At 72.2% G+C, this 14,126-nt stretch carries 12 protein-coding genes and 1 pseudogene; 6 read left to right on the forward strand and 7 right to left on the reverse strand.

The window, feature by feature from the left end; translation table 11 throughout:
* Window positions 1-28: 28 nt before the first annotated feature.
* Both HEP81_RS15580 and HEP81_RS15585 read right to left on the reverse strand, forming a co-directional pair.
* Window positions 29-499 (reverse strand): DUF3017 domain-containing protein, encoded by a 471-nt coding sequence (locus tag HEP81_RS15580; protein ID WP_037655987.1) that lies wholly within the window; start codon window positions 497-499, stop codon window positions 29-31.
* Window positions 489-1,343 carry a bifunctional methylenetetrahydrofolate dehydrogenase/methenyltetrahydrofolate cyclohydrolase gene (locus HEP81_RS15585; RefSeq protein ID WP_037655986.1) on the reverse strand — a complete coding sequence of 285 codons (855 nt, stop codon included), beginning with the start codon at window positions 1,341-1,343 and terminating at the stop codon, window positions 489-491. Before HEP81_RS15585 ends, HEP81_RS15580 begins: the two co-directional genes overlap by 11 nt.
* A 277-nt stretch (window positions 1,344-1,620) precedes the next feature.
* On the opposite strand from HEP81_RS15585, the gene HEP81_RS15590 reads away from it, so the two are divergent.
* The 4 genes and pseudogenes from HEP81_RS15590 to HEP81_RS15610 all read left to right on the forward strand — a co-directional run bounded on the left by HEP81_RS15590 (window position 1,621) and on the right by HEP81_RS15610 (window position 5,156).
* Window positions 1,621-2,145, forward strand: coding sequence for a membrane protein (locus HEP81_RS15590; RefSeq protein WP_037655984.1), 525 nt, complete (start codon window positions 1,621-1,623; stop codon window positions 2,143-2,145).
* Between the two features lie 147 nt (window positions 2,146-2,292).
* A complete protein-coding gene (locus tag HEP81_RS15595) occupies window positions 2,293-3,078 on the forward strand; it encodes an FHA domain-containing protein (protein ID WP_051850171.1) in 786 nt (261 codons plus the stop codon).
* Window positions 3,075-4,591, forward strand: a pseudogene (locus HEP81_RS15605) (protein kinase domain-containing protein). The gene HEP81_RS15595 and the pseudogene HEP81_RS15605 overlap by 4 nt, the downstream one beginning before the upstream one ends.
* 94 nt (window positions 4,592-4,685) lie before the next feature.
* Window positions 4,686-5,156 carry a hypothetical protein gene (locus HEP81_RS15610; RefSeq protein WP_037655977.1) on the forward strand — a complete coding sequence of 157 codons (471 nt, stop codon included), beginning with the start codon at window positions 4,686-4,688 and terminating at the stop codon, window positions 5,154-5,156.
* A gap of 117 nt (window positions 5,157-5,273) precedes the next feature.
* Here the strand turns inward: HEP81_RS15610 and purH are convergent, their stop codons facing one another.
* Together purH and purN are read right to left on the reverse strand one after the other, a co-directional pair.
* Entirely contained in the window at window positions 5,274-6,836 is a 1,563-nt protein-coding gene (gene purH / locus HEP81_RS15615; RefSeq protein ID WP_037655975.1) for a bifunctional phosphoribosylaminoimidazolecarboxamide formyltransferase/IMP cyclohydrolase, read from the reverse strand.
* Window positions 6,833-7,462: a phosphoribosylglycinamide formyltransferase gene (gene purN, locus HEP81_RS15620; protein WP_037655972.1), complete on the reverse strand. Its 630-nt coding sequence runs from the start codon at window positions 7,460-7,462 to the stop codon at window positions 6,833-6,835. Before purN ends, purH begins: the two co-directional genes overlap by 4 nt.
* Window positions 7,463-7,743: 281 nt before the next feature.
* Here purN and HEP81_RS15625 point away from each other — a divergent pair, with 281 nt between their 5' ends.
* Window positions 7,744-8,616, forward strand: a complete 873-nt coding sequence (locus tag HEP81_RS15625; RefSeq protein ID WP_037655971.1) for a hypothetical protein — start codon at window positions 7,744-7,746, stop codon at window positions 8,614-8,616.
* Between the two features lie 13 nt (window positions 8,617-8,629).
* Here HEP81_RS15625 and HEP81_RS15630 read toward each other — a convergent pair whose 3' ends face one another.
* Window positions 8,630-10,279 carry a cell division protein PerM gene (locus HEP81_RS15630; protein WP_220512198.1) on the reverse strand — a complete coding sequence of 550 codons (1,650 nt, stop codon included), beginning with the start codon at window positions 10,277-10,279 and terminating at the stop codon, window positions 8,630-8,632.
* Window positions 10,280-10,392: 113 nt separating this feature from the next.
* On the opposite strand from HEP81_RS15630, the gene HEP81_RS15635 reads away from it, so the two are divergent.
* Window positions 10,393-11,445, forward strand: a complete 1,053-nt coding sequence (locus HEP81_RS15635; RefSeq protein WP_037655970.1) for a helix-turn-helix domain-containing protein — start codon at window positions 10,393-10,395, stop codon at window positions 11,443-11,445.
* 124 nt (window positions 11,446-11,569) lie between these two features.
* Here the strand turns inward: HEP81_RS15635 and sucD are convergent, their stop codons facing one another.
* Window positions 11,570-12,454 carry a succinate--CoA ligase subunit alpha gene (gene sucD, locus HEP81_RS15640; protein ID WP_037655968.1) on the reverse strand — a complete coding sequence of 295 codons (885 nt, stop codon included), beginning with the start codon at window positions 12,452-12,454 and terminating at the stop codon, window positions 11,570-11,572.
* 27 nt (window positions 12,455-12,481) lie between these two features.
* Window positions 12,482-13,660: an ADP-forming succinate--CoA ligase subunit beta gene (gene sucC, locus HEP81_RS15645; protein ID WP_037655967.1), complete on the reverse strand. Its 1,179-nt coding sequence runs from the start codon at window positions 13,658-13,660 to the stop codon at window positions 12,482-12,484.
* Window positions 13,661-14,126: the final 466 nt, after the last annotated feature.

Genomic DNA, 14,126 nt, shown 5'->3' on the forward strand with positions numbered 1-14,126 from the left:
GTGGGGACGAACCGCCGTACCACCGGCCCTATTTGGTCATCGTGAAATGCAGCGTGTTGCTCAGGAACGGGATCTCCAGCAGGGGATGCGGCTGGGCCATCAGGGCCAGCAGGACGATCGCCAGGCCGAGGACGCCGTAGGTGCTGATGTCGGTGAAGCGGGAGCGGACCGCGAGCATGCCGACGCCGGGCAGCATCCAGCGCAGCACCGCGCCGGCCAGCAGCGCGGCGCCGATCAGCAGGGTGCCGACCCGGAACGCGTCGAACGCGGTCAGCAGCAGGCCGAGCGCGACCGTGCCGAGCACCACCAGCAGGGGCCACTGCCGGGCGGGCGCGGGCGCGCCGCCGGACGCGGCCCGGCCACCGCCCTCCGGCCGTGCGGTGTCCCGTGTGAACAACGGGAAGCGGCGGGTGACCCGCCGCGGGCGCCCCTCGGCGTCGGGGGCGCTGATCGCGTCGCGGACGGTCTCCTCACCGTCCCGCGTGTCCTCAGCCGGCACTGCGCTCCGCCGCCTCGACCACGTTGACCAGCAGCTGGGCCCGGGTCATCGGGCCGACACCGCCGGGGTTGGGGGAGATGAAGCCGGCCACCTCGGTCACGTCCGGGTGGACGTCGCCGACGATCTTGCCCTCGGCGTTGCGGGAGACGCCCACGTCCAGGACGGCCGCGCCCGGCTTGATGTCCTCGGCGCGGATCAGGTGCGGGGAGCCGGCCGCCGCGATCACGATGTCGGCCCGCTTGAGGTGGGCGGACAGATCACGGGTGCCGGTGTGGCACTGGGTCACGGTGGCGTTCTCGCTGCGCCGGGTGAGCAGCAGCGGCATCGGGCGTCCGATGGTGACGCCCCGGCCGACGACCACGACCTCGGCGCCCTTGATCTCCACGCCGTAGCGGCGCAGCAGGGTGAGGATGCCGTTGGGGGTGCAGGGCAGCGGGGCGGGCTCGTTGAGGACCAGGCGCCCGAGGTTCATCGGGTGCAGGCCGTCCGCGTCCTTGGCCGGGTCCATCAGCTCCAGGATGCGGTTCTCGTCGATGCCCTTGGGCAGCGGCAGCTGGACGATGTAGCCGGTGCAGGCCGGGTCCTCGTTCAGCTCGCGGACGACCGCCTCGATCTCCTCCTGGCCGGCCGTGGCCGGCAGCTCCCGCTGGATCGAGGCGAGGCCCACCTCGGCGCAGTCGCGGTGCTTGCCCGCGACGTACTTGCGGCTGCCGGGGTCCTCCCCGACCAGGATCGTGCCGAGGCCGGGCGTGATGCCCTTCTCCTTCAGCGCCGCCACGCGGGCGGTCAGATCGGACTTGATCGCGGCTGCGGTGGCCTTGCCATCGAGAATCTGGGCGGTCATACCCCCATCCTCCAGGATGACCGCCCCAGGGTTCCAATCCGGGGCCGTATCCGGGTCCCGACCAGGGTCCGGGCAGGTGTCCGGGTGATCACTGATGTTGCACTTGCACAACACCCGGTGATTACGGCTGGACAAGTCAGTATCCGGTCAAGAACCATGAACAGCACAGTGCAGCGGGCAGCTCATCGGGGGGACGGACCGCATCTGTAGAAACTCTCCTCCGTGCAGTGCCGCGCCTCGTCCCCGCACTCGTTCGAACAACGGAGGAACACCAACCATGAGCTACGGCGATCCGAACAACCCCTACGGCGCTCCCCAGGGACAGCCGCAGCAGCCCGGGTACGGCTACCCGGCCGCGCCGCCGGTCCAGCAGTCGTACGGCGCCGCCCCGATGACCACCATGCCGGGCAAGGTCAACGCGGCCCGGGTGATGCTGTGGGTGATCGTCGCCCTCCAGGTCATCGGCGTGGGTCTCTTCGTCTTCTCCGCCGTGGCCATCAACAAGGCGAAGAACGACAACTCCGTGCCGGGCCTCGCCGACTACCCGGTGGGCGTGCTGTGGGCCTTCGTGGTGCTCGCGCTCGCCTGGCTGGTGTGGGCGATCGTGCTGGCCACGAAGTTCTCCTCCGGCGGCAACAACCTGCGGGTCACCACGCTGGTGTTCGGCATCCTGACCGCGGTGCTCGGCGTCTACCCGTTCCTCGTCGTCGTGGGCATCTTCCACATCGTGCTGGGCATCCTGATCGCCTGCTTCGTCGGCGGTGCCGACGGCAAGGCCTGGTTCGGCCGCCCGCGCTACTGAGCCGTCCGCGTCGCCGAGCCGCCCGCGCGGCAAGGAACACTTCGCGCCATTCGGCATCCGGGGCCGTGTCTCACCCTTGAAGGGGGGACACGGCCCCGCTGCGTCGCCCTACTCTGGGAGCAGCCGTCAGGCACGGGGAGACGCACCTTGTACAGCATCATCGTCGTACCTCCGCCGACCGCGGAGGACCGGCAGCAGCACGGGCAGATCCGCCTCGCCCCCGGCGAGCGCCTCCGCTTCGGGCGGGCGCCCGGGAACGATCTGCCGATCCCGCACGAGGGAGTCTCGCGCCGGGCCGGTGAACTCGGCGCCCAGGGCGCGTTCTGGACACTGAGCAATCTGTCCGCGCACCAGACGTACGTCGTGGAGAACCCGGAGGGCGCGGGCGAGCACATCAAGGTCGGGCCGGGCAGACTCGACGCGCCGGTGCCCTTCGAGTTCTCCCGGATCGTGCTGCCCGCGGGCGGCGACCTGCTCGCCGTCGAGGTGTGGGCGCCGCGCCACGACTATCTGCGCGACGGCTGCGGAACCGACGGCGACACCACCGCCCCGGCCTTCTCCGTCGACCGCACCAAGCGCTACTTCGCCGTGCTGGCCGCCCTGTGCGAGCCCCGGCTGCGCGGGGATCCGCACGCCCCGCTGCCCACCGTCGACCAGGTCGTGGCCCGGCTGGCGCCCTGCTGGCCGGCCGCCTCGCGCACCTCGGTGCAGTGGAACATCGACTATCTCGCGGTGAAGCTGCGCCTCAAACCCGGCCCGGACACGGCGGATCCGGGCCCTCGGCTGAACGGCAAGAAGGAGTCCCTGGTCTCGCTGGCGCTCCGCTTCGACCTGGTGCGCGAGGACGATCTGATCGTGCTGTCCGGCACCGGATCGGGGACCGGCACCGAGCCCGGATCCGGATCCGGGTCCGCGCGCCGGACCGGCCGGTGACCGAGCCGTACGCCGTCCCGGTGCCCAGGGGCTACCGGGTCGGCGACTGGGAGGTCCGCGAACCCCTCGCGACCGGCGCCTTCGGGAGCGTGTACGCCGCCCGGCGGGTCGGCGGGCCGGACGGCCGGCTCCCCGCAGCGCCGCCCTGAAGTTCCTGCCCACCGGCACCGGTACCCCCCGTCACCTTGCCCACCTGCGCGAACTGATCGAGCGCGAGGTGGCGTTGTTACGGCGGCTGCGGCAGCCGCGGCTGATCCGGATGTACGAGACCCTCGTGGTCGACGACCCCGGGCGCCCCGCCCTCGACGGCGCCACCGTCCTCGTACTGGAACGCGCGCGGGCCTCCCTGTCCGCGCTGCTCGCCGCCGAGCCCCGGCCGGCCGCCGGACCCGCGCTGCTGGCCCAGATCGCCGAAGGGCTCGGCCAGTTGCACCGGGCGGGCTGGGTGCACGGCGATCTCAAGCCGGCCAATGTGCTGCTGATGGCGGACGGTTCGGCGCGCCTCGCCGACTTCAACATGGCCGCCGAACTGGAGGGCACCCACGGCTACACGACCGCCTTCTCCACCCCCGACTACACCCCGCCCGAGCTGCTGTGGGCGGAGATCGGCGAACGCGGCCGCCCGATCCGCCCGTCGGCCGACATCTGGGCCTTCGGCGTGCTCGCCCACCTCCTGCTCACCGGCTCCTTCCCGCTGCCCGGCGGCACCCCCTCGGCCCGCCGGGACGCCGCCGTCGCCTATGCGCGCGGCACCGAGGAACTGCGTCTTTCGGCCGAACTCCCGGACGTCTGGCGGGAGATCGTGCGGGACTGCCTGGCCCGTACGCACGCCGACCGGATCGGCACCGGGGCACTGCTGCGCCGTGTCACGGCCGCCGCGGGCACCGGCCGCGCACCCCGGCTGCCCCGCCTCGCGCGCCCCGGCCGCCGTCGTCGTCGTACGGCGGTCCTGGCGCTCGCGGCCGCCGCCCTCGCCGCCCTCCTCGGGTACGGCCTCGACCACCGGTACTCCGGCGACGACGGCAAGGCCCTGGCCCGCTACGGCGCCGCCGAACTGCGCACCGACCGGGACGTTCCGGTGCGCTACCGGCGGCTGATCGTGGACGCCGCCCACCGCTGTCCCCGCCCGGATGTCAGCCCGGCGCTGATCGCGGCCATGCTGAAGGCCGAGAGCGGCTTCGACGCGGACCTCGCCGACCCGGGCACCCGTGAGTACGGCATCGCCCGCTGGACCCCGGCCGTGCTGCGCTGGTGGATGCGGGACGACGGCATCCCCGCCGCCGCGACCCCCACGCCCCCGCTGACCCCGGCGGTGTCCATCCCGGCGATGGGCCGCTATCTGTGCTTCATCGACGCCCACTTGAGGGCGGACCTGCCCGGTGACCGGCGGCTGCTGGACGCGGCCGCGTACCGGACGTCGTACAGGAAGGTCGACGCCGCGGGCGGGATCCCGGCGGAGTACCTCGCGTACTGCGCGAAGGTCGCCCGCGGGCTCGCGCAGTACACACCCTGAGACATCCGAGGTACCGGCCCCGGGGACCGGCTGGGACGGTGGAACCACTCCGCCACGGCGGAGCGACCACCTCGCTCGTTCACATGGGGGAACAGTGAATATCGCCAAGCCCGCCGCGCTGCTCGTCGCGGCCACCGCCCTGCTCGCCGGCTCCACGGCCGCGGCCACCGCCGCCGCCCCGGACGGCACCCGGGTCACCGCCATCGAGCGCACCGCCGACCAGGTGCTGCCGGGTCACCCGGCCGCGCTGAAGGTGACGAGGGACCAGGTCCGCTACGACGGCCTCACCCTCACCAAGGCCCCGCGGGGCAAGCTCGCCGCCCAGGACCTGTCCTGCGCGTACGGCCATCTCTGCATGGTCGTCAAGGGCACCAAGTTCGACTTCTACAAGTGCCAGACCTGGACGGTGAACAACTGGACCGGTGACGGCCCGTTCACCAACAACCAGACGCCCGGCACGGTCGCCCGGTTCTTCAACCAGGACGGCAGCGTCCGCTGGACCTCGACCGCGTACCAGGCCGGCACCGCCACCTGGAACCCGATCTTCTCCCTGCGTCCCTGCTGACCTGGCGAACGGCGCGGCGGCCTCCGGCCCCCTCGGGGGAGGGCCGGAGGCCGCCGTACGCGTGCCCGCTCGGTGCGAGGAGGCTCAGACGCGGCTCAGACGCATCGCGGACGCGGCTCAGTGGAAGAAGTGGCGCGTGCCCGTGAAGTACATGGTCACGCCCGCCTTCTGGGCCGCCTCGACGGCCAGCTCGTCACGGACGGAGCCGCCGGGCTGGACGATCGCGCGGACACCGGCGTCGATCAGGATCTGCGGGCCGTCGGGGAAGGGGAAGAAGGCGTCGGAGGCCGCGTAGGAGCCCCGGGCGCGCTCCTCGCCGGCCCGCTCGACCGCGAGCTTGCAGGAGTCGACGCGGTTGACCTGGCCCATGCCGACACCGACCGAGGCGCCGTCCTTGGCGAGCAGGATCGCGTTGGACTTCACCGCGCGGCACGCCTTCCAGGCGAACGCGAGATCCTTCAGCTCCTCGGCGGACAGCGCCTCGCCGCTGGCCAGCGTCCAGTTGGCGGGGTCGTCGCCCTCGGCCTGGAGCCGGTCGGCGACCTGGAGCAGCAGACCGCCGTCGACCGGCTTGGCCTCGACCGCGTTCGCGGGGCCGCCCTGGGCCTTCAGCACACGGATGTTCTTCTTCTTGGTGAGGGCCTCCAGGGCCCCCTCCTCGTAGTCCGGGGCGACGATGACCTCGGTGAAGATCTCCGCGACCTGCTCGGCCATCTCCTTGCTGACCGGCCGGTTCACGGCGATGACACCGCCGAACGCGGACAGCGGGTCGCAGGCGTGCGCCTTGCGGTGCGCCTCGGCCACGTCCGCGCCGACCGCGATACCACAGGGGTTGGCGTGCTTGATGATCGCGACGCAGGGCTCGGCGTGGTCGTACGCGGCACGGCGCGCGGCGTCCGTGTCCGTGTAGTTGTTGTACGACATCTCCTTGCCGTGCAGCTGCTCCGCCTCCGCCAGGCCGCCGGTGCCGTCGACGTACAGCGCGGCGCCCTGGTGCGGGTTCTCGCCGTAGCGCAGGGTGTTCTTGCGCTCGTAGGTGGCGCCGGTGAAGTCCGGGAAGGCCGAGTCGTCCACGGGGGCGTAGTCGGCGGCGAACCAGGAGGCGACGGCCACGTCGTAGGCGGCGGTGTGCTTGAACGCCTCGGCGGCCAGCCGCTTGCGGGCGGCCAGGTCGAAGCCGCCGTCCTTGACGGCCGCGAGGACGTCCGCGTACCGGTCGGGGCTGGTGACCACGGCGACCGAGGGGTGGTTCTTGGCGGCGGCGCGGACCATCGAGGGGCCGCCGATGTCGATCTGCTCCACGCACTCGTCGGCCGAGGCGCCGGAGGCGACGGTCTCGCGGAACGGGTAGAGGTTCACCACGACCAGGTCGAACGGCGCCACGCCCAGCTCGTCGAGCTGCGCGCGGTGGCTGTCCAGGCGCAGGTCGGCGAGGATGCCCGCGTGCACCTTCGGGTGCAGGGTCTTGACCCGGCCGTCCAGGCACTCGGGGAAGCCGGTCAGCTCCTCGACCTTGGTGACCGGGACGCCGGCGGCGGCGATACGGGAGGCGGTGGAACCGGTCGACACCAGCTCGACACCGGCCTCGTGCAGCCCGCGCGCCAGCTCTTCCAGGCCGGTCTTGTCGTAGACGCTGACGAGCGCCCTGCGAAGGGGCCGCTTGTTGCTCTCGGCGGTCACTGGATAACTACCTTTCGTCCCTCAATGCGATAGCCGTTGCGGGCGAGCCGCCCCACGACCTCGACGAGCAGCCTTCGCTCGACTTCCTTGATGCGCTCGTGCAGCGCGCTCTCGTCGTCCTCGTCCCGGATCTCCACCACGCCCTGCGCGATGATCGGCCCGGTGTCGACACCGTCGTCGACGAAGTGGACGGTGCAGCCGGTGACCCGGGCGCCGTACGCGAGCGCGTCGCGGACCCCGTGGGCGCCGGGAAAGCTGGGCAGCAGGGCCGGGTGGGTGTTGACGAACCGCCCGCCGAAGCGCGCGAGGAACTCCTTGCCCACGATCTTCATGAACCCTGCGGAGATCACCAGGTCGGGCTCGTACGCCGCGACCGCCGCGGCGAGGGCCGCGTCCCACTCCTCGCGGCTCGCGTGGTCCTTCACCCGGCACACGAAGGTCGGCAGCCCGGCGCGCTCGGCGCGGGCGAGCCCCTCGATGCCGTCGCGGTCGGCCCCGACGGCGACGATCCGCGCGCCGTACGCCTCGGCTCCGGCGCTCTCGATCCCGTCAAGGAGCGCCTGGAGATTGGTGCCGGATCCGGAGACCAGCACGACGAGGCGCTTGGCCACGGGGTTGGCGGCCACGGTGGGGCCCTTTCTCAAGAAACGGTCTGTACCGTCGGCGGTTTGTACATTCGTACGAATGCTTCGCGCCCCGGGATACGGGGAAGTCTACGAAGCGGCCGACCGCCAGCAACGATACCGGCACCGCGGACGGCCCCCACGGGACGGGTGCGTGGCCGGGAGGTAGCGTTCGCAGGGAATCGACAGGAGCAGCCCCGGGAACGCGGTCGTCGTGCGGCACGTTGACGGGGTGGAAGCTCACGACGACCAGCCGTGTTGATCTAGGGGAAGACGCTCTTTTGATGCCCGTCCGCAGCCTGCGACTCCTCACGTTCCCGCCAGCACCGGCCCGGGGAGGGGAGCGCGACGGAGTGCTGCTGCGCGAGCGGCCTTCGACGCCGCCCGACGCCCCGCGGGGCGGCTCCGGAAGCTCCGGCGAGGGGCAGAACGGCGACCCCGGGCGGGACGGCCGCGGTGACGAGGGCGGACGGCAGCAGGACAATCCGTTCGCGCCGCCGCCGGAGGGCACCCCGGACCGGCCGTGGCAGCCGCGGCACCCGGGCGGTGCCTCGGGTTCTTCCGGTCCTTCCGGTTCCGGTGGTGGCCAGGGCGGTCACGGTGGCCAGGGCGGTCAGGGCGGCGGCTCGTGGGGCAGCCAGTGGAGCGACCGGCAGCCCGGCCGGTCCCCCGGTGGCTTCGGCGAGCGCCCCGGCGCGGGTCCCCAGGGGCCCGGCGGCCAGGGCGGCGGTCAGGGCGGCCCCGGTGCGGGCATGCGCTGGGACCCCACGGACCCGGTCCAGCGCCGGGCGCGCTTCGCGCTGCTGTCCGGGATGTGGGCCATCTTCTTCGCGCTGTTCAGCTGGCCGTACGTGTCGCTGCTGCTGGGCGCGCTGGCGCTGTACTGGGGCGTCAGCGCGCTGCGCGCCGAGCCCCGCGCCGCCGACCCGGACAAGCCGGCCCCGCCCCCCGGCCGCTCCCAGACGACGGCGGCCGTCGCCGGCCTGGTCACGGCGTCCCTGGCCCTGGTACTGGTCGCCTCGACCTTCACCGTCCAGTTCGTCTACCGCGACTACTTCACCTGCGTGGACGACGCGCTCACACACGAGGCGAAGCAGTCGTGCCAGACACTGCTGCCGGAGCAGTTGAGGGGCGTGCTCGGGACGGCGAACGAGTAGCACGGGGGCGGTGTCAGGGGGTTCCGGGGGGCTCGGAGGTCTCGGGGGTTTCCTTGGCCGGGGCGGGGTCCGTGGGGTCGGCGGAGTCCGTGGGTTCCCTGGCCTCCATGGTTTCCGTGGCCTTGCTGGTTTCCGTGCTGGGGGCCTCGGCGGGGAGTTCGATGCGTTCGATGCGGAGTTCCGCCGGAGGCTCGGCCGGGAGGATGTCGTAGGCGTCCTCGTCGGAGAGGTTGTCCTCGCGCTTGGCCTTGCCGTCGGCCTTTCCGGATTCCTTGGCCTTCGCCGAGTCCTTCGCTTTTCCGGAGTCCTTGGGCTTCTGCTCACCCCTCGGCTTCTCCCCATCCGCCGCTGCCCTCAGGGCCCCCGCGCCCCGCAGCCGCCAGGCCCGTACGACCAGGGCGGTCGGCAGGCCGAGCAGCGCGGTCCAGGCGCCGGCCGCCGGGCCGGTCTGCCACCACAGGGGGCCGAAGCGGGAGAGCGCGCCGACACCCAGCGGGCCCCCGGAGAGGGTGGCGAGCAGGGCCAGCAGCAGGGTGCAGACCACGGCCGTCAGCAGGGTCACGCCGGTGGTACGGACCGCCGACCAGCGCACCCGGGGCGGTTCCCGGTGCCCCCGGCGCCGTACCGCCGCGCGGGCCACGAACCATCCGGCCACCACCCCGGCCGCCACCGGCACCAGCGCGGCCGCCCAGTTCAGCCGGGTGCCGGGGCCCGCGTCCGGGACCGCCGCGAGCAGCGGGAACGGCGGCAGCAGCGGGGCCGGGTCGGAGGCCAGCGGGTGCACCGGGTGCCCGGCGCCGAGGACGAAGCCGGGGCCGAGGGCGTAGGAGGCGGCCCACACGGAGGCGTTGGGGACCAGCGCCATGCCGAGCAGCAGCACCGCGAACCGTCCCGTCCACCCCTCCGTCAGCTGGAGGAACGACGCCCGCGCCGCCTCCCCGTGCCACACCGTCGAGGCGGCCACGAGCAGCGCACCGCCGCCGACCAGCACGGCGGTCGACGCCCCGGCGGCCCGTACGGCCGTGTCCACCCGGGCCCGCGCGTCCGCGCCGAACACCAGCCGCCGTAGCGGACCCGGCACCGCCTTCAGCACGATGAGCAGCGGCTCGGGCGGGCAGCCGTGCGCCGACCAGACCCCGGCGCCCGCCCCGGCCACCGCGACCAGGGGCAGGGACACCGTCAACCAGCCCCAGGACGGCCGCAGTTCACCGCCGGAGCAGTACGCCGCGACGGCGGTGCCGACGGTGAGGTAGCCGAGTACCACGCCGAGCCAGGCCGTGCGTACGGGTACCGGGGGCGGTCCGTCGGGCTCGCCGGAGGCGTCCGTGGCGTACCGGCCCGCCCGGTACAGCAGCCAGGCGGGCAGCGCGAGCAGCAGCAACGGGGTGACGCCGACCGGGAGGGGCGCGCCCGAGAGGGTGTCGGTGCGGACCAGTTCGACGCCGTGCGCCAGCAGCCACAGCGCGGCGGCGATGTGCAGAACGCCGCCCGGCCCGCTGTCGGGGTACGGCGAGCTGATCCACAGGGCGAGGACCAGCACGGTGAGCACGCCGAGGCCGAGCCCGGCCGCGACCACGCCGTTCAGCAGGCTCGCGGACAGGCCGGGCGAGCGGTCGCGCAGCCGGGTGGACAGGGGGGTGAGCGACGGTCGGCGCGCGGTCATGTGGGTCACCCGGCCATGGTCCCAACGACACGCGCTTTCCCGGCGTAACAGGTTAAGCACCGTAGTGTCGCTCAATATATGTTTATGTCACTTATCGTACGAAAGGGTGCACGGTGAGCACGCAGATCTCCGCAAGCCCGTTGCCGCCGCCGAAGGAACGCCGACGCCTGCGCCAGTCCCGCTCCCTGACCCGGGCTCAGCTGGCCAGACGCCTCGGAGTGGCCCGCGCCACGGTGCGCGCGTGGGAGTCGGGGCGCCGGGCGCCGACCGGCGCCGAGGGGCGGGCGTACACCGAGTTCCTCGGTGCGTTCGCCCCGCCGACGGGACCTGACGCACCATCCGCGAAGCCGGTCCCGGGAAAGCCCGAGCCGCTGACGCCCGCTCAGGCCTTCGACGCGCTCTACGCCTTCTGCGCCCCGGCCCTCGTACGCCAGACCTATCTGCTGTGCGGGCGCCGCGAGCTGGCCCGGGAGGCGGTGGAGCGCGCCTTCCAGCTGGCCTGGCAGCGCTGGCCCGAGGTGGCCAGGGACCGGGACCCGGCCGGGTGGGTCAGGGCGGTGGCGTACGACTGCGCGCTCTCGCCCTGGCACCGGTTCCGCCCCTGCTACCGGCATCCGGAGCCGCCACCGGCCGACCCGGCGGACCGGGATCTGCTGGGCGCGCTGCTCAAGCTGCCGCCGTCGTACCGGCGCACGCTGGTGCTGTACGACGGGGTCGGCCTCGATCTCCCGGAGACGGCGGCGGAGACGGAGGCGAGCACCCCAGCGGCGGCGAACCGGCTGACGCACGCGCGGGAGGCGATGGCCGCGCGGGTCCCCGAGCTGGCGGACACGGCACTGCTGCACCGCCGGCTGACGGAACTGTCCTCCCGCGAACGCCTGCGCGCGTCCCGCCCCCCGACCGTCCGCACGCTCGGCGAACGCCGCAATGTCTTCTGGACCCGGGCGGCGATCGCCTTCACGGTGACGATCATCGGCGCGACGACGCTCACCCTGCGCACGGCACCGACCCACTACGAACCCCCGATCGCCCCCGCCCAGGCCGTCCAGGGCGTCCCCCGCGCGGTCCCGATGGGCCCCCTGTCCCGCGACGAACTGGCCCTGCGGTCCAAACTCCACGGGGAGGCGTCCTCGGGCAGCGAACGCGTCGAACCGACGCCTCGGTGACCTGCGGAACCCACCTGCGTGGCGAGCGAAAACGCCGGTAGGCCCGCCCCGGGAAACGGGACGGGCCTACCGGCGTTCAGGTCAGAGGCTCAGCTCGTCGAAAAGCCCAGCTCTGCCGTATTGATCACGCGCCCAGGATCTCGCGGGCGAGCTTGGCCGTCTCGGTCGGGGTCTTGCCGACCTTGACGCCCGCGGCCTCCAGGGCCTCCTTCTTCGCCTGCGCGGTGCCGGAGGAACCGGAGACGATCGCGCCGGCGTGACCCATGGTCTTGCCCTCCGGCGCGGTGAAGCCCGCGACGTAACCGACGACCGGCTTCGTCACGTTCTCCTTGATGAACGCGGCGGCACGCTCCTCGGCGTCACCACCGATCTCACCGATCATCACGATGAGCTCGGTCTCGGGGTCCTCCTGGAACGCCGCGAGCGCGTCGATGTGCGTGGTGCCGATGATCGGGTCGCCACCGATGCCGACGGCGGTCGAGAAGCCGATGTCACGCAGCTCGTACATCATCTGGTACGTCAGCGTGCCGGACTTCGAGACCAGGCCGATGCGGCCCGGCTTGGTGATGTCGCCCGGGATGATGCCGACGTTCGACTGACCCGGGGTGATGATGCCGGGGCAGTTCGGGCCGATGATCCGGGTCTTGTTGCCCTTCTTACCGGCGTACGCCCAGAACGACGCCGAGTCGTGCACGGCGATGCCCTCGGTGATCACGACGGCCAGCTCGATCTCGGCGTCGATGGCCTCGACGACCGCGTCCTTCGTGAACTTCTCCGGCACGAAGATGACGGAGACGTTGGCGCCGGTCTTCTCGATGGCCTCCTTGACGGTGCCGAAGACGGGTACCTCGGTGCCGTCGAAGTCCACGGTCTGACCCGCCTTGCGCGGGTTCACGCCGCCCACGACGTTCGTGCCGTCACCGAGCATGAGCTTGGTGTGCTTCATGCCGGTGGCGCCGGTCATGCCCTGGACGATGACCTTGCTGTCCTTGTTGAGCCAGATAGCCATGGTGTGTCGGTGTCCTCGTCCTCGTGCTTACTTGGCGGCGGCCAGCTCGGCGGCCTTGGCGGCCGCGCCGTCCATGGTGTCGACGCGCTGCACCAGCGGGTGGTTGGCGTCCGTGAGGATCTTCCGGCCCAGCTCGGCGTTGTTGCCGTCGAGGCGGACGACGAGCGGCTTCTCGACCTTCTCGCCGCGGTCCTCCAGAAGCTTCAGGGCCTGCACGATGCCGTTGGCGACCTCGTCACAGGCGGTGATGCCACCGAAGACGTTCACGAAGACGGACTTGACGTCCGGGTCGCCCAGGATGATCTCCAGGCCGTTCGCCATCACCTGGGCGGAGGCGCCGCCACCGATGTCCAGGAAGTTGGCGGGCTTCACGCCACCGTGGTTCTCACCGGCGTACGCGACGACGTCCAGGGTGCTCATGACGAGACCCGCGCCGTTGCCGATGATGCCGACCTCACCGTCGAGCTTGACGTAGTTGAGGTTCTTCTCCTTGGCGGCGGCCTCCAGCGGGTTGGCCGCGGCCTTGTCGTGCAGCGCCTCGAAGTCCGGGTGACGGAACTCGGCGTTGTCGTCCAGGGAGACCTTGCCGTCCAGGGCGATGACATCACCCGAGGCGACCTTGGCCAGCGGGTTGACCTCGACCAGGAGGGCGTCCTCCTTGATGAAGGTGTCCCACAGCTTGACCAGGACGTTGGCGACCTGGTCGGCCACCTCGGCCGGGAACTTGGCGGCCGCGACGATCTCGCGGGCCTTCTCCGGGGTCACGCCGTCGATCGCGTCGATCGGCGTCTTGGCGACGGCCTCGGGGCGGGTGGCCGCCACCTCCTCGATCTCCATGCCGCCCTCGACGGAGGCGATGGAGAGGAAGGTGCGGTTCGCACGGTCGAGGAGGAAGGAGACGTAGTACTCCTCGACGATCTCCGGGGCGGTCTCGGCGATCATCACCTTGTGGACCGTGTGGCCCTTGATGTCCATGCCGAGGATGTCCGTCGCACGCGCGACGGCCTCGTCCGCGGAGGCGGCCAGCTTGACGCCGCCGGCCTTGCCACGACCACCGACCTTCACCTGCGCCTTGACGACAGACTTGCCGCCCAGACGCTCGGTGATCTCGCGCGCCGCCTCAGGCGTGTCGATGACTTCACCGGCCAGCACCGGTACATCGTGCTTGGCGAAGAGGTCCCTCGCCTGGTACTCGAACAGGTCCACGCGCTTCCGTCCCTATCAGTGATCTCGCGGTTCGTTGGATGCGTGGGCGTGCCGCGAAGGGCAACGTGACGTCCGCTTGTCACTAGGGGGGCGCACACGGTGTCCGAGCGCGCGGCATGTCCGTCTCGCAGGTTATCGCCGCTTGCGGGGGGTCCCTAAATCGAGGGTCACACGTGAGCGGTGATACCTGTCACATGATGCCGGGTTCCCTGGCACGCCGTGCCGCACCATCCCCACCCTACCGGCGGGTACGAGGCCTCACCGGGCTGGGGTTGACCCGGTGAGGCCCCCGGACGACCCCGATGGCGCCGGGGCCGGAACGGTTGATCCCCACCCCAATGGGGACCACCCGCCCCACCCGCGAGGCTCCGTCCGGTCGGTCCGACGGCATTCGGCCGACCGGGTGCGGCCGCCCCACGGAGCGAGGTGGCCGGGCGACGGGCGGATGTGCCAGCTACCCGATGCC

Source organism: Streptomyces griseofuscus, from assembly GCF_014673495.1.
Classification (GTDB): Bacteria; Actinomycetota; Actinomycetes; order Streptomycetales; family Streptomycetaceae; genus Streptomyces; species Streptomyces murinus.